Annotated in this window: 19 protein-coding genes; 16 read left to right on the plus strand and 3 right to left on the minus strand. The window is 70.3% G+C overall.

Going from position 1 to position 16,593, the window contains the following annotated elements:
- Positions 1-129 precede the first annotated feature (129 nt).
- From DFJ69_RS16070 to DFJ69_RS16120, 12 genes are read left to right on the plus strand one after another with little or no spacing between them, the layout of a single operon-like run.
- Entirely contained in the window at positions 130-903 is a 774-nt protein-coding gene (locus tag DFJ69_RS16070) for an MlaE family ABC transporter permease (RefSeq protein WP_425453419.1), read from the plus strand.
- 4 nt (positions 904-907) lie between these two features.
- Positions 908-1,756: an MlaE family ABC transporter permease gene (locus DFJ69_RS16075; RefSeq protein ID WP_245974412.1), complete on the plus strand. Its 849-nt coding sequence runs from the start codon at positions 908-910 to the stop codon at positions 1,754-1,756.
- The gene (locus DFJ69_RS16080) at positions 1,753-3,003 is read left to right on the plus strand and encodes an MCE family protein (protein ID WP_116023277.1); all 1,251 of its coding nucleotides are present in this window, start codon (positions 1,753-1,755) and stop codon (positions 3,001-3,003) included. The genes DFJ69_RS16075 and DFJ69_RS16080 overlap by 4 nt, the downstream gene beginning before the upstream one ends.
- Positions 3,000-4,043 carry an MCE family protein gene (locus DFJ69_RS16085; RefSeq protein WP_116023279.1) on the plus strand — a complete coding sequence of 348 codons (1,044 nt, stop codon included), beginning with the start codon at positions 3,000-3,002 and terminating at the stop codon, positions 4,041-4,043. Before DFJ69_RS16080 ends, DFJ69_RS16085 begins: the two co-directional genes overlap by 4 nt.
- A complete protein-coding gene (locus DFJ69_RS16090) occupies positions 4,043-5,071 on the plus strand; it encodes an MCE family protein (RefSeq protein WP_116023281.1) in 1,029 nt (342 codons plus the stop codon). The genes DFJ69_RS16085 and DFJ69_RS16090 overlap by 1 nt, the downstream gene beginning before the upstream one ends.
- Complete coding sequence (locus DFJ69_RS16095) at positions 5,071-6,063, plus strand: MCE family protein (RefSeq protein ID WP_116023283.1); 993 nt, start codon at positions 5,071-5,073, stop codon at positions 6,061-6,063. The genes DFJ69_RS16090 and DFJ69_RS16095 overlap by 1 nt, the downstream gene beginning before the upstream one ends.
- On the plus strand, positions 6,060-7,196 hold the full coding sequence (locus DFJ69_RS16100) for an MCE family protein (RefSeq protein WP_116023285.1): 1,137 nt from the start codon (positions 6,060-6,062) through the stop codon (positions 7,194-7,196). The genes DFJ69_RS16095 and DFJ69_RS16100 overlap by 4 nt, the downstream gene beginning before the upstream one ends.
- Positions 7,196-8,449, plus strand: coding sequence for an MCE family protein (locus tag DFJ69_RS16105; protein WP_116023287.1), 1,254 nt, complete (start codon positions 7,196-7,198; stop codon positions 8,447-8,449). Before DFJ69_RS16100 ends, DFJ69_RS16105 begins: the two co-directional genes overlap by 1 nt.
- A complete protein-coding gene (locus tag DFJ69_RS16110; protein ID WP_116023288.1) occupies positions 8,446-8,940 on the plus strand; it encodes a hypothetical protein in 495 nt (164 codons plus the stop codon). The genes DFJ69_RS16105 and DFJ69_RS16110 overlap by 4 nt, the downstream gene beginning before the upstream one ends.
- A 26-nt stretch (positions 8,941-8,966) precedes the next feature.
- On the plus strand, positions 8,967-9,557 hold the full coding sequence (locus tag DFJ69_RS16115) for a hypothetical protein (protein ID WP_245974413.1): 591 nt from the start codon (positions 8,967-8,969) through the stop codon (positions 9,555-9,557).
- 25 nt (positions 9,558-9,582) lie between these two features.
- Entirely contained in the window at positions 9,583-10,380 is a 798-nt protein-coding gene (locus DFJ69_RS34340) for a hypothetical protein (protein WP_170177479.1), read from the plus strand.
- Positions 10,381-10,396: 16 nt separating this feature from the next.
- Positions 10,397-10,939 carry a hypothetical protein gene (locus tag DFJ69_RS16120; RefSeq protein ID WP_211328634.1) on the plus strand — a complete coding sequence of 181 codons (543 nt, stop codon included), beginning with the start codon at positions 10,397-10,399 and terminating at the stop codon, positions 10,937-10,939.
- Between the two features lie 304 nt (positions 10,940-11,243).
- Here the strand turns inward: DFJ69_RS16120 and DFJ69_RS16125 are convergent, their stop codons facing one another.
- Positions 11,244-12,023 (minus strand): MerR family transcriptional regulator, encoded by a 780-nt coding sequence (locus DFJ69_RS16125; protein WP_116023289.1) that lies wholly within the window; start codon positions 12,021-12,023, stop codon positions 11,244-11,246.
- A gap of 107 nt (positions 12,024-12,130) precedes the next feature.
- Here DFJ69_RS16125 and DFJ69_RS16130 point away from each other — a divergent pair, with 107 nt between their 5' ends.
- The 3 genes from DFJ69_RS16130 to DFJ69_RS16140 all read left to right on the plus strand — a co-directional run bounded on the left by DFJ69_RS16130 (position 12,131) and on the right by DFJ69_RS16140 (position 15,036).
- The gene (locus DFJ69_RS16130) at positions 12,131-12,955 is read left to right on the plus strand and encodes a hypothetical protein (RefSeq protein WP_116023290.1); all 825 of its coding nucleotides are present in this window, start codon (positions 12,131-12,133) and stop codon (positions 12,953-12,955) included.
- A gap of 25 nt (positions 12,956-12,980) precedes the next feature.
- On the plus strand, positions 12,981-13,553 hold the full coding sequence (locus DFJ69_RS16135; protein ID WP_245974414.1) for an SCP2 sterol-binding domain-containing protein: 573 nt from the start codon (positions 12,981-12,983) through the stop codon (positions 13,551-13,553).
- Positions 13,554-13,785: 232 nt separating this feature from the next.
- Positions 13,786-15,036 carry a helix-turn-helix domain-containing protein gene (locus tag DFJ69_RS16140; protein WP_116023291.1) on the plus strand — a complete coding sequence of 417 codons (1,251 nt, stop codon included), beginning with the start codon at positions 13,786-13,788 and terminating at the stop codon, positions 15,034-15,036.
- A 3-nt stretch (positions 15,037-15,039) separates the two neighbouring features.
- Here the strand turns inward: DFJ69_RS16140 and DFJ69_RS36175 are convergent, their stop codons facing one another.
- On the minus strand, positions 15,040-15,171 hold the full coding sequence (locus DFJ69_RS36175; RefSeq protein WP_281275857.1) for a hypothetical protein: 132 nt from the start codon (positions 15,169-15,171) through the stop codon (positions 15,040-15,042).
- Between the two features lie 29 nt (positions 15,172-15,200).
- Complete coding sequence (locus DFJ69_RS16145) at positions 15,201-16,352, minus strand: CobW family GTP-binding protein (protein WP_116023293.1); 1,152 nt, start codon at positions 16,350-16,352, stop codon at positions 15,201-15,203.
- Between the two features lie 76 nt (positions 16,353-16,428).
- On the opposite strand from DFJ69_RS16145, the gene rpmG reads away from it, so the two are divergent.
- Positions 16,429-16,593 (plus strand): 50S ribosomal protein L33, encoded by a 165-nt coding sequence (gene rpmG, locus DFJ69_RS16150; protein ID WP_116023295.1) that lies wholly within the window; start codon positions 16,429-16,431, stop codon positions 16,591-16,593.

Raw genomic sequence — 16,593 nt, forward strand, 5'->3', positions numbered from 1 at the left:
GCCCCTGACGGCGCCCGCTGATCACGGACATGGCACCTAGCTGACTGAGCCGACAATCCAAGGATCCGGTGAGATGAGCTCTCCACCCCCGCCACCGCCACGTTCGGGAGGTCCACCTTGTTGAACACCGTGGTGTCCTACCCGGCGACCGCTCTGCGGACCATCGGGCAGGTGTTCCAGCTCGGTGCCACCGTCCTCGGCATGATGTTCCGGCCGCCGTTCCAGTGGCGGGAGTTCATCCAGCAGTTCTGGTTCATCGCCAGCGTGACGATCCTGCCCGCCTGCCTGGTGTCGGTGCCGTTCGGCGCGGTCACCTCGCTGCAGGTCGGGTCGCTGATCAAGCAGTTGGGCGCCGAGTCGTTCACCGGCGCGGCCAGCGTGCTGGTGATCATCCAGCAGGCGAGCCCGATGGTGGTGGCGCTGCTGGTGTCGGGTGTGGCCGGATCGGCGATGTGCGCGGACATGGGCTCCCGGACCATCCGCGAGGAGATCGACGCCATGCGGGTGCTGGGTGTCGACCCGATCGAGCGCCTGGTGGTGCCGCGGGTGCTGGCCTGCATCGCGGTCGCGGTGCTGCTGAACGGGCTGGTCTCGGTGGTGGGCGTGGCCTCCGGCTACGTCTTCAACGTGTTCATGCAGGACGGCACCCCCGGCGCGTACCTGGCGAGCTTCTCGGCCCTGGCGCAGCTCCCGGACCTGTACGTGGGCGAGATCAAGTCGGTGATCTTCGGCTTCATCGCCGGCGTGGTGGCCGCCTACCTGGGTCTGAACCCCGGCAAGGGCCCCAAGGGCGTCGGCGACTCGGTGAACATGTCGGTCGTCTACGCCTTCCTGACGCTGTTCCTCATGAACATGATCCTCACCGCGATCTATCTGCAGATCGTGCCACCGAAGGGAGGGTGACGCGATGGTGCGGGTGAACGTTCCGGGCCGGCGGGTGCTGTCCCGTCCGGGTCGCATGCTGGGCTTCTTGGATCAGCCCGGCGACCAGATGATGTTCTACACGAAGGCGCTGCTCTGGACGCCGCGGACGATCCGGCGGTACCTCAAGGAGGTGCAGCGGCTGCTGTCCGACATCGCGTTCGGACGCGGCGGACTGGCGGTCGTCGGCGGCACGCTCGGCGTGATGATCGCGATGACGCTGGCCACCGGTGTGGTGGTCGGCATGCAGGGCTACTCGGCCCTGCAACAGATCGGTTCGGCGGCGTTCACCGGCTTCGCCTCCGCGTACGCCAACACCCGGGAGATCGCGCCCCTGGTCTCCGGGTTGGCGTTGAGCGCCACCGTGGGCGCGGGCTTCACCGCCCAGCTCGGCGCGATGCGGATCAGCGAGGAGATCGACGCCCTGGAGGTCATGGGCATCCCGAGCCTGCCCTACCTGGTCACGACCCGGATCGTGGCCGGGGTCGTGGCGATCATGCCGTTGTACGCGATCGGCCTGGTCGCCTCGTACATCTCGGCACGGGCGGTGACGGTGTTCTTCAACGGGCAGTCCGGAGGCACCTATGACCACTACTTCGGGTTGTTCCTGTCACCGGTGGACGTGTTGTTGTCCTTCCTCAAGGTGTTCATCTTCAGCGTGTTGGTGATCCTCTCGCACTGCTACTACGGGTTCCGGGCGACCGGCGGCCCGGCCGGTGTGGGATACGCGGTCGGCAAGGCCGTCCGTACGTCGATCCTGGTGATCGGCATCACCGACTTCTTCTTGAGCCTGGCGCTGTGGGGCACCACGACGACGGTGAAGGTGGCGGGATGACCGGTACGAGAAGACGAAGCGGAGCGAACGAGGTCGTCAAGCGGCGGTTCGCGGGCGCGGCGTTCATGCTGATCCCCGTGCTGCTGGTGGCGCTCTCGGTCGCGGTGTACGACAAGCGGTTCGTGAAGGTCACCTGGGTGACGCTGCACACCGCCAAGACGGGCAACTCGCTGCACCGGTTCGCCGACGTGAAGATGCGCGGCGTCCCGATCGGCGAGGTCCGGGAGATCAAGGCCGACGGTTCGGGCGCGACGCTCAAGCTGGCGATGAACCCCGACCTGCTGCATCTGGTGCCGGCCAACGTGACCGCGCAGATGTTGCCGACCACCCTGTTCGGGCAGCGGTACGTGGCGCTGATCCCGCCGGCGCAGCCCGAGACGCGGCGACTGTCGGGGGGGAGCGTCATCGGGCAGGACCGCAGCTCGAACTCCATCGAGCTGCAGCAGGTCCTCGACAACCTGATGCCGCTGCTCACCGCGGTGCAGCCGCAGAAGCTGTCGCTCACCCTGGGCGCGGTGGCCAAGGCGCTGGAGGGACGCGGCACCCAGCTCGGCCAGACGATGGTCGAACTGGACGCCTACCTCAAGAAGGTCAACCCGCACCTCCCCGCGCTCAACCGGGGGATCAACGAGCTGGTGCAGTTGACCCAGGAGTACAACGAGGCGCTGCCCGAGGTGATCCAGGCGCTGCACGACGCCACGTACACGAGCCGGACGCTGGTCGACCAGCGGGCGAACCTCAGCGCGGTGTACTCGTCGGTGACCGCGGCGTCGCAGGACCTGGACGACTTCCTGCGGGAGAACTCCAGCAACATCATCCGGCTCTCCGCCTCCAGCCGTAACACGCTGGAGAAGGTGGCGCAGTACTCGCCGGAGCTGCCCTGCACGCTGCGGATGCTGAACGACTTCATCCCCAGGATGGACCGGGTGCTCGGCAAGGGAACGAAGACCCCCGGGCTGCAGGTGGACGTGACCACGATGCCGTCCAGGGGGCAGTACCGCCCCGGTAGGGACACCCCCAAGTACAAGGCCAAGGGCGGACCGCACTGCTACCCGGTGCCGTTCACCGGCACCGAGGCGCCCAAGGTGAGCCGCGGCGGGCTCGGCCTGCCGAACTCCTCCGAGGAGAACCGGATCATCAACGAGTTGCTCGCCCCGGAGCTCCAGGACGTGCCGGAGGCGCTGCCCGACTGGAGCAGCCTGCTGCTCGGCCCGGTCTACCGGGGCAGGGAGGTGACGCTCCGATGAGCGCCCAGTCCACCACAGGACCGCTGATCAAGTCGCTGCTGTTCGTGGCGGGAACGCTGATGGCGACCATGATCCTCGCGGTCAGCATCGCCCAGACCAACGTCGGCGACACGGCGTCGTACCGGGCGCGGTTCACCGACGCGTCCGGGCTCCGCAAGGGCGACAGCGTCCGGATCGCCGGTGTCGAGATCGGCAAGGTCGACTCCGTCGGCGTCGCCGACCGGCGGGTCGCCCTGGTGAAGTTCTCGATCGAGCGCGACCGCAGGCTGCCGGCCTCGGCGACCGCCACGATCAAGTACGTCAACCTGGTCGGTCAGCGCTACGTCGAGCTGGCCCAGGGCACCGGGCAGACCGGGGTGCTGCGCCCCGGCTCCACCATCCCGGTCGAGCGCACCCAGCCGGCCCTGGACCTGACCGAGCTGTTCAACGGGTTCCAGCCGCTGCTGCAGGCGCTGTCGCCCAACGACGTCAACAAGCTGGCGACCTCGATCGTCCAGGTCTTCCAGGGCGAGGGCACCACGATCGACGGCCTGGTGGCCACCATCGGCTCGCTCACCACGACCGTGGCGGGCAAGGACAAGGTCATCGACCAGGTCATCGGCAACCTCAACATCTTCCTCGACACGGTCAACAGCCGTCAGGCGCAGGTCGTCGACCTGGTCACCACGATGAGCAGGCTGGTGTCCGGCCTGTCGGCGGACCGGCAGGCGATCGGCAACGCGGTGACCGCCCTGGACGACCTCAGCAACACGACCGCCGACCTGCTGAACGTCGGTCGCGAGCCGCTCAGGAAGGACATCGACCAGATCGGTCGCCTGTCGAAGAACCTGGCCGCCCACTCGGGCACGGTCGAGAAGTTCCTCAAGCTGCTGCCCGTCAAGACGGAGGCCATCGGGCGTCTCGGATCGTACGGCTCCTGGATGAACCTCTACCTGTGCGAGGCCAGGCTCGAGGGCGACGTCTCGTACAAGAAGTACGAGGGTGAGACGCAGCTTCCCAAGCCCACCGGGATCCCGCTCACGGCCAAGAGGTGCAAGTGATGAAGAGGCGACGGCTGTTCAAGCCGATCCGCGACCGGAATCCGATCACGGTCGCCATCATCGGGCTGCTCAGCTTCTACCTGATGGCCGGGGCGGCGCTCAAAGCCGACTCCCTCCCGATCATCGGTGGCGGCACCACGTACACCGCCGACTTCACCGAGTCGGCCGGGCTGCGTCCCGGCAACGAGGTGCGGGTCGCGGGGGTCAAGGTCGGCAAGATCACCGGGGTGGCGCTGGACGGCCCCAAGGTCAAGGTGAGCTTCCGGGTGAAGGACGCCTGGGTCGGCAACGCCAGCACCGCCGCGATCTCGATCAAGACGGTGCTCGGTGACAAGTACCTGGCGGTGGACCCGATCGGGAGCGGCCCGCAGGATCCCGACAAGCGGATCCCGGCCAGCCGCACCATGGCCCCGTACGACGTCACCAAGGCGTTCGACGACCTGAGCGGCGCCATCATCGCGCTGGACTCGACGCAGCTCGCCAACAGCCTGCAGACGCTGTCGACCACGTTCGCCAACACGCCGCCGCACGTCCGCCAGGCGCTCACCGGCGTCTCGGCGCTGTCCAAGGTGATCGCCGACCGGGACGACGAGCTGGCCAGGCTGCTGGCGGGCACCAACAAGCTGTCGGGCACCCTCGCCGGACAGAACTCGCAGTTCGAGTCGCTGCTGAAGGACGGCAACCTGCTGCTGGCCGAGCTGCGCAAGCGCCGCGACGCCATCCACGGCCTGCTGGTCGGCACGCAGCGGCTGTCGGTGGAGCTCACCGGGCTGGTGAAGGACAACGAGGAGCGGCTGGCGCCCGCGCTGAAGGACCTGGAGAAGGTCGCCGCTCTGCTGGAGCGCAACCGGTCCAGCCTCAACAAGGCGCTGTCGATGGCCGGGACCTACCAGCGGCTCGTCGGCAACTCGCTCGGCAACGGCCGTTGGATGGACGGCTACCTGTGCGGCGTGGTGCCCAAGGAGTACACGGCTCCCAACAAGGGCCCCTCGAAGGGTTGCATGCCCCCCAAGGGAGGCGGTCGCTGATGGGAACGAACGTGCGGCGGCTCGGTCTGGCGGTGGTCGCCCTGGCCGGGGTCGTGACGCTGGTGGCGGTGTCGATCGTGGTCCTGTTCGGACCGGACGGCACCCGGATCACCGCGTACTTCAAGCAGGCGGTCGGCGTCTACGAGGACTCCGACGTGCGGGTCCTGGGCGTGAAGGTCGGCTCGATCAGCTCGGTCGAGCCGCAGCCCAACCGGGTCAAGGTCACGCTGGAGATCGACCGCAAGGTCAAGCTGCCGGCCGACGCCAGGGCCCTCGTCGTGGCGCCGAGCGTCGTGGCCGACCGGTACATCCAGCTCACCCCCGCCTACAGCGGCGGGGCGCGGCTGGTCGACGGCGCGACGATCAACCAGACCCAGGTGCCGATCGAGATCGACCAGCTCTACGGCGCGCTCACGAAGATGTCGCAGGACCTCGGCCCGAACGGGCTGAACAAGAACGGCGCGCTGTCCAACGCGCTGCGCGTCGCCGCGAACAACATGCGCGGCAACGGCCAGGCGATGGGTCTGACGATCGAGCGGCTGGGCCAGGCGGCCAAGACGCTGACCGGCTCCCAGAAGGACCTGTTCTCGACGATCGACAACCTGTCGAAGTTCACCGGCATGCTGCGGGACAACGACGCGCAGGTCCGGCTCGCCGAGCGGCAGCTCGCCGACGTCGCCACGTTCCTGGCCGACGACCGCGAGAACATCGGCCTGGCGCTGGACAAGCTGGCCGAGGCGCTGCACAAGGTCAAGGCGTTCATCGCCGACAACCGTGAGCTGATCAGGTCGAACATCGACAAGCTGGCCAACATCACGCAGGTGCTGGTCGACCAGCGCGCCTCGCTCGCCGAGGCCCTGGACGTGCTGCCGCTGAGCGCCGGCAACGTCCTGAACGCCTACGACCCGAAGACCCGATCGCTGATGGGCCGGGGCAACCTCAACGAGCTCCCGGCGCTGCCGTTCGCCGGTACCAATGGAGGTGGCCGATGAAACGGGCGCTGAGAACGACGCTGGTCGCCGTGGCCGCGGCCGGAGCGCTGTCGGGCTGCTCTCTCATGCCGATCAGCGTGAACGACCTCCCGCTGCCCGGCGGCGCGGACGTCGGAGACAATCCGTACGAGGTCACCGTCCAGTTCTCCAACGTGCTGAACCTGGTGCAGCAGTCGGCGGTGAAGGTCAACGACGTGACGGTCGGTCGGGTCACCGGGGTCTCCCTGCCGAAGAACGGCTGGCGGGCCAGCGTCACCGTGCTGGTCCACGGGGACGTTCGACTGCCCGCCGACTCGTACGCCTACCTGCGGCAGTCCAGCCTGCTGGGTGAGAAGTACATCGAGCTGGCCCCGCCGCCGAAGAGCACGACGGGGCAGACGGCCGGCGGCAGGCTGGTCGACGGCGCCACCATCCCGGCCCAGCGCACCAACCGCAACCCCGAGGTGGAAGAGGTCCTGGGGGCGCTGTCGATGCTGTTGAACGGCGGCGGTCTGAACCAGATGAAGACCATCACCACCGAGCTCAACAAGGCGTTCAACGGCAACGAGGCAGAGATCAAGTCGATGCTGCAGCAGATCGGCAAGCTGACCGGGTCGCTGGACGCCAACCGCAAGAACATCACGGCCGCCCTGGACGGGGTGAACCGGCTGTCGGCCACGTTGGCCGCGCAGCGCACCCAGATCTCCACCGTGCTGGAGGACCTCGGTCCCGGTCTGAAGGTGCTGGAGGAGCAGCGCGGCGCCCTGGTCCGGATGCTCCAGTCGCTGGACCGGCTGTCGGGTGTCGCCGTCGACACCATCAACAGGAGCCGCGACGACATGATCGCCGATCTCAAGGCGATGGAGCCGACGCTGCGCCGACTCGCGGACGCGGGGGCGGACCTCCCGAACGCGCTCCAGGTGGCGCTGACCTACCCGTTCACCGATGCGGTGCTGCCCGCCATCAAGGGCGACTACCTCAACGTCTACCTGAAGATCACGGCTCCGAACGACACGGTCATCATTCCGCCGGTCAAGCGGACCACGGGCTCGGGTTCCTCCGGCTCGGGCGGGCGGCCCACGCCGCAGCACGACGACGATCCGCTCCCGCTCCCGCTGCCGTCCGCCACCGGCCCCGAGGGAGGGCGGAGCTGATGCTCACCGTCGCGACGAGACTGCGTGTCCTGGTCTTCCTGGTGATCGGCGTCCTGGCGCTGTCGTACGTCGGGCTCCGGTACGCCGACCTCGGCCGTTACGTCGGCTACAAGAACTACTACGTCGTCAAGGTCGAGATGACCCAGGGCGGCGGACTCCTCCAGTACGCCGACGTCACCTACAACGGCGTGTCGGTGGGCCGGGTCGGCCCCATGAAGCTCACCCCCACCGGGGTCGAGGCCGAGCTGCGCATCAAGAAGAACGCGCCCAAGATCCCGGCCAACATCCAGGCGCAGGTGGCCAACCGCTCCGCGGTCGGTGAGCAGTACATCGACCTGCGGCCGACCGGGGCCGGCGGCCCGTACCTGGCGTCCGGCTCGCGCGTCGCGCGGGCCGCCGTCAAGACCCCGCCCCCGGTCACCGACCTGCTCCTGGCCATGAACGACTTCGCGGCCTCGGTCCCGCTGGACGATCTGCGGACCGTGGTGGACGAGGCGGCGCTGGCGTTCAACGGGCAGAGCCAGAACCTGCAGGTGCTCCTGGACAGCGGCAGCGCGTTCACCCGCGAGGCCAACCGGCACGTCAAGCCCACGACCGAGCTGATCGTGGACGGCGAGCACGTGATGCGCACCCAGAACCAGGAGGCCGAGGCGCTCAAGGCGTTCGGCCGCAACGCCCAACTGCTGGCCAGGCAGCTCCGCACCTCCGACGCCGACTTCCGCCGGCTGATCTCGGTGGCGCCGGGCGCCGCCGAGCAGTTCGCGGGCCTGGTCCGTGACCTCGACCCCGACCTCAGCGTCGTGGTCGCCAACCTGCTCACCACCTCCGAGCTGTTCCGCACCCGGATCGCCGGGACGGAGGAGCTGTTGGTGAAGGTGCCGCAGGCGGTCGCGGCGGGTTCGTCGATGATCAAGAACGGTCGGCTCAACTTCGGCATGGTGACGACGTTCTTCCAGCCGATGCCGTGCACCAAGGGCTATGAGAGCACCCGCTACCGCAACGGTCTCGACACCGGTGCGGGGCCGCCGCTGAACACGGCCGCCAAGTGCACGATGCCCGCGTCGAGCTGGACGAACGTGCGCGGCGCGGCCAACGCGCCGAAGGGCGGCGTCCCGGACGACGCCCGTCCCGGATCCGTCGGCCTGCCCGACCCGGCGACCTCGGTGCTGCCCGGCGCGCTGGGCCTGCCCGCCCTGCCGGCGGGCGGCCCGGCGGACATGGGCGGACTGCTGGGACTGGGAGGCGTCCGGTGAGGCGCGTCGGACCCGTCCTGGTCGTGGTGGCGGCGGTGTTCCTGGGCTTCGCCGCCTGGTCGTTCTGGCAGTCCGGGTCCGCCGAGGGGGCGGACCTGGCCAAGGACCGCGACCTGGTCCTCAAGACCGGCAAGGAGCAGGTCGCGGCGCTGAACTCGATGGACGTGAAGAACGTCGACGACGGCCTTCGGCGGTGGCTGAACGCCTCCACCGGCGCGCTGCACGACCAGTACAAGCGGGAGTCCGCCGTCAGCAGGCAGAAGATCCTCGGTGAGGGCACCAGCGCGGCGGCGACCGTGGTCGACGCCGCCGTCACCACGCTGGATCGGCGGGCCGGCAACGCCCAGATCATCGCGTCCCTGGAGATCAGCCTCACACCCGAGCGCGGCGCGGCGAGCGTGCAGCGCAAGCGGTACGAGGCGGGGCTGACCCGCACATCCGGCGGCTGGAAGATCAAGTCGCTCACCGTGATCCCGGTCGGCGCGCGCTGATCCGGCGGGGGAGGGGAGAACGCATCGTGCGGAGTTCCACGCAGGACCAGGATCACGACCTCACCGAAGAGGCCGACGGCGACGACCGGCCGACCCGTTCCGCCGCCCGGCAGGCCCGGCGACGGGCGACGTGGCCCATCCACGTCGTTCTCGCGGCGGCCATGGCGGCGGCCGGGACCGGCCTGCTGGTGGTCGCCGACGACGGGGGCACGGCCGCCTCCGACAATGAGGCGCTGGTGGACACCGAGGCCACCACCAAGGTCATCGGTGACGTGAGCAACGCGGTGACGCGGATCTTCACCTACACTCCGGAGGGCACCGCTCCGGCCGAGCGGGCCGCCGCCGAGTCGTTGGCGGGCCAGGCCGCGACGGACTACCGTCGACTGATCGCCAAGGTCCGCGTGCAGGCGCCCCAGCAGCGTCTCACCCAGACGACACGGGTGGTGCGAGCGGGGGTGAGCAGTCTGACCGAGGACACCGCGAAACTGCTGGTCTTCGTGGACCAGTCGTCCACGCGGGCCGGGCAGCCGAACGGCACGGCCGCCGCCGCACAGCTCACGATCACCGCACGGCTGTCGGACGGCCGGTGGAAGATCACCGAACTCAAGATCAGTTGACGTTCCACCGAGGGAGGTGACACCGATGGCGGAGACCGAGACCCCGGTCGTGGACGAGGAGACCCCGGACGAGACCGGGCTCCCCCGCGAGCAGGAGGAGACGGACGAGCCGGAGGCGGAACCCGGATCCGAGCCGCAGGCCGACGCGTCGGACGACGACGACGCCGAGGTGTCGGACGCGGCCGATGCGGTGGGCGCGTCGGACGAGTCCGATGACGAGTCCGAGGACGAGGACGAGGACCCGCCGGTCGAGGTCAAGGGCGCCGGCGGCGGGAAGCCGCCCGCGCTCGAGAAGCCGCGCCCCAAGCGTCCTCGCGACCCGGTGCGCGGCGTGGCGCTCGTGCTCGCCTGCGCGGCCGCCGCCTGGGCGGGCTTCGCGAGCTGGTCCTGGTACGACCGGGCCAATGACGAGGATCTGCGGTTCGCCGAGCTGCGCGACCAGGTCCGGCAGAGCGGCGAGCAGGCGATCGTGAACCTCAACACGCTGGACTACCGGACCGTCGGCCCGGATCTCAAGGTCTGGCGGGACTCCTCGACGGGCGCGCAGTACGACCACGTCGTCCGCGGAGGGGCGGAGTTCGAGCAGCAGGTCACCGAGCTCAAGACGGTCAGCAAGGCCAAGGTCCTGGAGCTCGCGGTCAGCGAGCTGGACGAGCACGCCGGCAAGGCCCGCGTCATCGTCGCCATTCAGATCACCGTCATCGACGGCGAGGGCAAGACGGTCGTCAAGCTGCGCCGGCAGGTCGCCGAGCTGACCCGAACCTCGGCCGGCTGGAAGGTCAGCGCCCTCGAGGAGGCCCCCGTGGGCTCCTCCGGGTCCTGAGAGAAGAGGAACGCACATGGTGGCGCAGAGCGTTTCCGCGGCGGGCGCCCGACTGGGCCGGCCCGTCGCCCTGGGGGCGATCACGGTGGTGCTCGGCGGCTTCGGCTTCTGGGCGTACCAGCAGGCCTCGGATCTGAGCGACAGCCCCGCGGGGCGCAATGCCGCGCTGGCCGACAACGCCCGGACCAGCGAGGTCAAGGGCCAGGTCACCGAGGTGGTGAACACGGCGTTCTCCTACAACTACGCCGACATCCCCAAGACCGAGCGGGCCGTCAAGGACATGCTCACGGGCAAGGCCGTCGCCCAGTACACGACGATGTTCGCGGAGGTCCGCCGGGCGGCCCCCGAGCAGAAGCTCGTCCTCACCACCACCGTGACCGACAGCGCCGTCACCTCGCTGCAGGGTGACCGCGCCCGGCTGCTGGTCTTCGCCGACCAGCGCAACACCCGGACCACCGACGGCAAGACCTCCTACGACGGCGCCATGCTGGCCGTGGACGCGGTCCACGAGGGCGGCCGCTGGAAGATCTCGAACATCGACACCTTCGGCGGGTCTTGACCTTGTGGGGGGCGACCCCCCACGCCCCCCGCGCCCGGTCTTGGAGGTCTTCATGCGGGCGTCCCTCCGCTGGCGCTCCGGGACACCCACCTGAAGGACCGGGCAACTCTTCCCTTTGTGGGGGGACGACCCCCCACGCCCCCCGCGCCCGGTCTTGGAGATCTTCAGGTGGGCGCCCCTCCGCTGGCGCTCCGGGGCACCCACCTGAAGGACCGGGCAAGACCCCCTCGGGTCGAGGTCCCTCGTATGGTGCCCTTGGGGTTGAGGGGCGTGTCCGTTCGGCGGCCCGCCGGGCGCCTCGGTGCTAGGTGGGCTCGGCGGTGTGGCGGGCGATGCTCGCCACCTGCTCGCTGAACCGTGACCGGATCTGGTCCTGCATCGCGCGGGCCAGCAGTGCCTGCGCGGTCATCAGCGCCAGCGGGCGGAGTCGTGCGATGACCTCGGCCAGTTCGGGCAGGTGCTCTCGGACGATGTCGCCGGTGGAGTCCTCCAGGTCGGTGTGGTCCACGGTGAGCCGGATGAACCGCTGGGCGATGGTCTCGCAGTCGTCGCTCACCTGGTCGGCGATGTCGAAGACGGCGTCCAGCGGGATCCCCGCCGCGACGAGTTCGGCGCCGACGTGCAGCAGCCGGGGGCTGGGCACCTTGTAGCGGTCGCCGGCGGGCTCGATGAACCCGAGGGCCTCGGCCCGGCTCAGCATCGCGCCGACCTGCTCGGGCGGCAGCGCGGCCCGTTCGTCGGGGGTCAGGTCGGGGAAGAACATGTCGCCCAGCTCGGTCACCGTCAGATGGCCGGGGATCTCGTCCGACCACGGGTCGGTGAGCACCTTCTCCAGGCCGAGCAGCTCGGAGAGGTTGTGGCCGCGCTCCCAGGCCGAGATCAGCTCGGCGATCGTCGCGATGGTGTAGCCGCGGCTCTGCAACTGGACCACCAGGCGGATGCGCGCCAGGTGCGAGTCGTCATAGAGCCCGATCCTGCCGTGGCGCTGCGGGGCGGGCAGGACACCCCGTTCCTGGAAGGCCCGCACGTTGCGGACGGTGGTGTCGGCCGCGCGGGCCAGATCGTCGATGCGGTAGGTCGCCATGGTCGTCTCTTCCGGGGCCGGGGAGGGCCTCGCCTTGGTGAAGGGCACTTGACGAGACCCGATGCTACCTGCACACTGTGGACCACAAAGTATTGGCCCGCAGATTTATGGGACGGTTCGCGATGGTGGTGGCGCTCCGGGAGCTGGCCCGGCTGGCCGACGGGCTCCGCGCGACGTCGCACCCCGCCCCAGTGCCGCCCGTTCCCCCCGGCGACCCCCAGGCGGGGAGGAAGGCCATGGCGACGTACGACTCCGCCGACCAGGCGCTCGACCATCTCGAGGCGATCACCCCCGCCGCCCTTCCGCTGCCGGCGCTCACCGCGTACCTCGCGCACCCCGAGCACGTGCTCCTCTTGGACGACACCGTGTGCCGCGCCTACCTCGTGGCGCACCACGATGACCACTGGGCCCGCCTGCGCAGGCGCGGCGGGCCGTTCTCCATCACGGAGATGACCCCCGGCGAGGCCCTGCGGCTCACCGTCGTCTCGGGCGCGGTGCTGCGCTGGGTGGCCTTCCTGGCCGGGGAGCACGGCTACGACGAGGACTACGCCGACGTGGACCGGCCGCTCATCGAAGAGGCGATGGCCGTGCTGCGAGAGGCGTGCGCCCTGGAGGTCGCCGAGCAGTATCGGCTGCTGGGGTCGCCGCTGTTGGACGGCGGTGTGTCCGCCGATCTCGCGCTCGCCGTGGACCGTGCCCTGGACGGCGGGGGCGGCGGCCTGGAGGCGGTCCGGCTTCGGCTGGCGCGGGCCTACCACCTGCGCGCCGTGGTGGACCGGTACGCCGAGGCGGTCGAGGTGGACATCGCCGGGTTCCTGGACCTGCCGTCGCGCACCGTCGCCGGGTTCTCCGAGACCGCCCATCCCTACGCGCGCGTGCGCCCGTCCGGGGCGGTCGTCCCGGGGCTGGAGCCCCGCAGGCGCGACAGGTGATCACCCGAAGAGAAGAGGACACGCCATGGCGGACCTGACCGACCTGCGTGAGGCCGAGGACCTGCAGGCGCTGCTCGACCGGCTCGGCGGAAGCGACCTGCGCGCACCGGGCCGGCGGATGGAGCCCGCCGACCTGGCCGCCGTGGCCGCCGTGGCCGCCGTGGCCGAGAGGATCGGCACACCGGGCGAGCTGCGGCGACTGCTGGAGGTGGCCGACGGCGAGGACGGGCTGATCGACGACCTGCTCGCCGGTGCCGGGGTCGACGTCATGCTGGACCGGGTGTTCGCGCTGATGGGCACCCGCTTCGTCGGCGAACGGCTCGGCGCGGAGAGCGGTGTCGTCCAGTGGGACGTCACGACCCCGGCCGGCGTGCGCAGCTACCACCTGACGATCGCCGACGGCGTCGCCCGGGGGGCCGCCGGGCCGGCCGTCGGCGCCGCCCGGGTCACCCTCACCGTGGCGGCGTACGACCTGCTGCGACTGTGCGCGGGCACCCTCGGCGGGGCCACCGGATTCATGACCGGCAAGATCAAGATCAAGGGTGACATGATGTTCGGGGCCAAGCTCCCCGCCGTCTTCGACACCTCGGCGGACTGATCGCGATCCCCTCCTACCGTTACAGGTTGTCGTACAAGCGGAGGGCCGCCCGTTACGGGGGCTCCGGGAACTTTAGCGATCCTGCGCATCCGGGCCGCCGTTTGGCACTGATCTCGACAATCTCCGGAACAAATTGCGCGATGGCTGACAACCGGTCATCACGAACATCAATCATTCTGTAGAACACGGCGTCTCACATTGGTGAGTGCGGGGTCAGCGGAGGACCGGTGAGATGACACAACCTCAGTTGGACGTGCGTCCCTTCCAAGCGATACCGCGATGGCTGGTCAGGCAGTTGCGGCCGCAGATCGAGGCCGCGGTCGAGGAGCTGCAACAGGAGCTGTCGGCGGGTGGGGCCCCCGCCGACGACGGAGAGGTGAGCAGGGCGCGGGAGCGGATCGTCCTCGGGATGCGCCACTTCTGCGACCTGATCGACGACCCGCGCGGCGGGTGGGAGCGGCTGATGCCGTTCTACCTGGGCATCGGGCGGGAGATGGTGGAGGAGTACCGGGAGCTGGGCGAGATGCACCAGGTGCTGCGCCGGTCGGCGCAGGCCCTGTGGCGGGCCCTCACCGGCAAGGCCGACGAGTTGGACCTCGATCAGACGACGCTGCACGCGGTGGCCGACGCGCAGTTCGCCTACATGGACGCGGTGTCGGCGGCGATCACCGCCGGATACGAGAACGTGGCCCAGAGCTCGGCCGAGGCGCTCCAGCGTCGCCGGACCCGGCTGCTGTCGTTGCTGCTGGCCGAGCCCGACGCGGACACCGAGGCGGTCGCGGCGGCCTCCAAGGAGGCCCGCTGGCCGTTGCCCAAGACGGTGGCGGTCGCGGTCGTGCATCCGCGCGAGGACACCTCGTTGAAGTCCCCGCTGCTGCTGCCCAGCGGCCTGCTGGTGGACCTGGCCAGGGCCGAGCCGACGCTGCTGATCCCCGACCCGGACGGCCCGGGGCGGACTCGGCTGCTGGAGCCGCTGCTGCGCGACTGGGTCGTCGCCATCGGCCCGACGGTGGCGGCCTCGCGCGCCCTGGAGTCGCTGCGGTGGGCGCAGGACGCGTTGGTGCTGACCCGTCGCGGGATCATCCCCGACCGGGACCTGATCCGGGCGGCCGACCATGTGCCCACGCTGGTGATCTTCCGGGCCGAGGGGCTGATCGACAACGCCGCCGCGGCCCGGCTGGCCCCGCTGGAGGCCCTGCCGGAGGGACAGCGCGAACGGCTGACCGAGACCCTGCTGGCCCTGTTGGAGCACAACTTCAACGCCACCGAGGCCAGCGCCCGGTTGCACGTCCACCCGCAGACGGTCCGCTACCGGCTGCGGCATCTGGAGGAGCTGTTCGGGGACGACCTGCAGGACCCGCACCGCTGCCTGGAGATCGAGATGATCCTGCACGCCAAGTTCGCGGGTGCCCGCGCGACGGGCACCCGACCGGGCGCCCGTCCCGGATCGGGGCCGCTGCGCCCCTTGGCCCTGCGCGGCTAGGCCCTACGCCACGGCGGTGACGTGCCGGGCCGTTCCTGCGAGTCTCTCCAGGACGGCCCGGACGTCGTGGTGCGGCAGCCGCCCGTTCCGCCTCACCACCCGGCCGCCCACGAGCACGGTGTCGACGGCGGCCACACCACCGTTGGAGGTCGGGGGTCGGGTCGTCAGGCGCTCTCGCGCACGTCGAGGAAGGCGGCGAACGGGTCGTCCGGTTCGGCGACGGTCTCGTTCGGGTGCAGGAGGCAGGAGTCGAGCAACGCGTGCAGGCGCGTGTCGTCGAGGTCGGGTCCGGTGAAGACGAGGTGCTGGACGCGGTCGCCGTGGTCGGGCGACCAGTCGAGGGCCGCCGCCAGCCGGCGCGCCGGCCGTTCGGCGTCCCAGGCGGCCTCCGGTAGGCAGGCCAGCCAGGGGCCGGTGTCCTCGACCATGACGATCCCGGCGACCGCGTCCCACGCGAGCATCCGGTCGGGTCGGTTGGCCAGCCAGAACCGGCCCCGGCTGCGCACCGTGTCGGTGGCGAGTTCGTCCATGGCGTCGAAGAACCGGCCCGGGTGCAGCGGGCGGGTCCGGTGCCAGACCACCGTGTCCACCGCCGGGGTGCGGGCCTCGCAGGGGAGTTGGGCGGTGGCGGGGTCGACGCGTTCGGCCAGCTCACGGGTGCACAGCGCCGGGCCGGTGAGCGGGGGCAGCGGTTCGTCCGGCAGTGTGACCGGAGTCATCGGCGCGAGATGGCCCAGGATCTCCCGGCACAGCGCCAGGTCGTCATCGTCGGCCGGGGGGATCGGGTCGGGCAGGACGCGGGGCAGCACCAGCCCGGTGGCGTACTCGATCTGTCGGGCCAGCACCTCCGCCAGGTAGCGCTCGTCCCCGGAGCCGCCCGGCCTCCCGACGTCCGCGAGGCGTTCGCCTCGGCAGATGTCGCTGGGCGTCAGCTCGGGGTCCAGCGCGGTGAGCACGCTCGTGAGCCGCAGTTCGTCGCGCCAGGCGGGATCGTCCAGCGCCTCGGCGACCGAGCGCGGCTCCACGCAGTCCCACAGCTCCGCCACCAGCAACGACGCCCGTTCGGCGTAGCGGAGCAGTTGGGGGACGAGGTCCTCGCGCGTGGTGCAGGAGACGCAGCCGTGCTCCAGCCGGACGACCGCGCGGTCCAGGACCAGCGAGGCGCTCCGCACGGTGCGGATCACCATGCCGCCGGTGACTCCGCGCAGGTCGTGATGGACGGCCACGGCGCCGGGGTACTCGCGCAGCAGCCGGTCGACGAGGGCGGCGCGGGCGGGGCCGTGCAGACCGCCCACGAGCACGACGGGGACCGACATGGGGACCTCCTCGGGGAACAAAATGAAAACGGTTACCGTTATCATGCCACGTGACCCACCCGAGGAGGTGCCACCGATGGCCCGTTCCGTCAACCGGCCGGCGATCAAGCTCCGCTCCACCGCCGGCACCGGTCACACCTACGTGACCCGCAAGAACCGCAGGAACGACCCCGACCGGCTCACGCTGCGCAAGTACGACCCGGTCGTCCGCAGGCACGTGCTCTACCGAGAGGAACGCTGA

Origin of the sequence: Thermomonospora umbrina, from assembly GCF_003386555.1 — a bacterium.
GTDB lineage: Bacteria > Actinomycetota > Actinomycetes > Streptosporangiales > Streptosporangiaceae > Thermomonospora > Thermomonospora umbrina.

Excerpts from the sequence above, each read along its gene's own strand:
- DFJ69_RS16100 (WP_116023285.1), top strand. The coding sequence starts at position 6,060 with ATGAAACGGGCGCTGAGAACGACGCTGGTCGCCGTGGCCGCGGCCGGA.
- DFJ69_RS16130 (WP_116023290.1), top strand. The coding sequence starts at position 12,131 with ATGGGACGGTTCGCGATGGTGGTGGCGCTCCGGGAGCTGGCCCGGCTG.
- DFJ69_RS16125 (WP_116023289.1), bottom strand. The coding sequence starts at position 12,023 with ATGGCGACCTACCGCATCGACGATCTGGCCCGCGCGGCCGACACCACC.
- DFJ69_RS16145 (WP_116023293.1), bottom strand. The coding sequence starts at position 16,352 with ATGTCGGTCCCCGTCGTGCTCGTGGGCGGTCTGCACGGCCCCGCCCGC.
- DFJ69_RS16140 (WP_116023291.1), top strand. The coding sequence starts at position 13,786 with ATGACACAACCTCAGTTGGACGTGCGTCCCTTCCAAGCGATACCGCGA.
- DFJ69_RS16120 (WP_211328634.1), top strand. The coding sequence starts at position 10,397 with ATGGTGGCGCAGAGCGTTTCCGCGGCGGGCGCCCGACTGGGCCGGCCC.
- DFJ69_RS16095 (WP_116023283.1), top strand. The coding sequence starts at position 5,071 with ATGGGAACGAACGTGCGGCGGCTCGGTCTGGCGGTGGTCGCCCTGGCC.
- DFJ69_RS34340 (WP_170177479.1), top strand. The coding sequence starts at position 9,583 with ATGGCGGAGACCGAGACCCCGGTCGTGGACGAGGAGACCCCGGACGAG.
- DFJ69_RS16090 (WP_116023281.1), top strand. The coding sequence starts at position 4,043 with ATGAAGAGGCGACGGCTGTTCAAGCCGATCCGCGACCGGAATCCGATC.
- rpmG (WP_116023295.1), top strand. The coding sequence starts at position 16,429 with ATGGCCCGTTCCGTCAACCGGCCGGCGATCAAGCTCCGCTCCACCGCC.
- DFJ69_RS16105 (WP_116023287.1), top strand. The coding sequence starts at position 7,196 with ATGCTCACCGTCGCGACGAGACTGCGTGTCCTGGTCTTCCTGGTGATC.
- DFJ69_RS16135 (WP_245974414.1), top strand. The coding sequence starts at position 12,981 with ATGGCGGACCTGACCGACCTGCGTGAGGCCGAGGACCTGCAGGCGCTG.
- DFJ69_RS16075 (WP_245974412.1), top strand. The coding sequence starts at position 908 with ATGGTGCGGGTGAACGTTCCGGGCCGGCGGGTGCTGTCCCGTCCGGGT.
- DFJ69_RS16080 (WP_116023277.1), top strand. The coding sequence starts at position 1,753 with ATGACCGGTACGAGAAGACGAAGCGGAGCGAACGAGGTCGTCAAGCGG.
- DFJ69_RS16085 (WP_116023279.1), top strand. The coding sequence starts at position 3,000 with ATGAGCGCCCAGTCCACCACAGGACCGCTGATCAAGTCGCTGCTGTTC.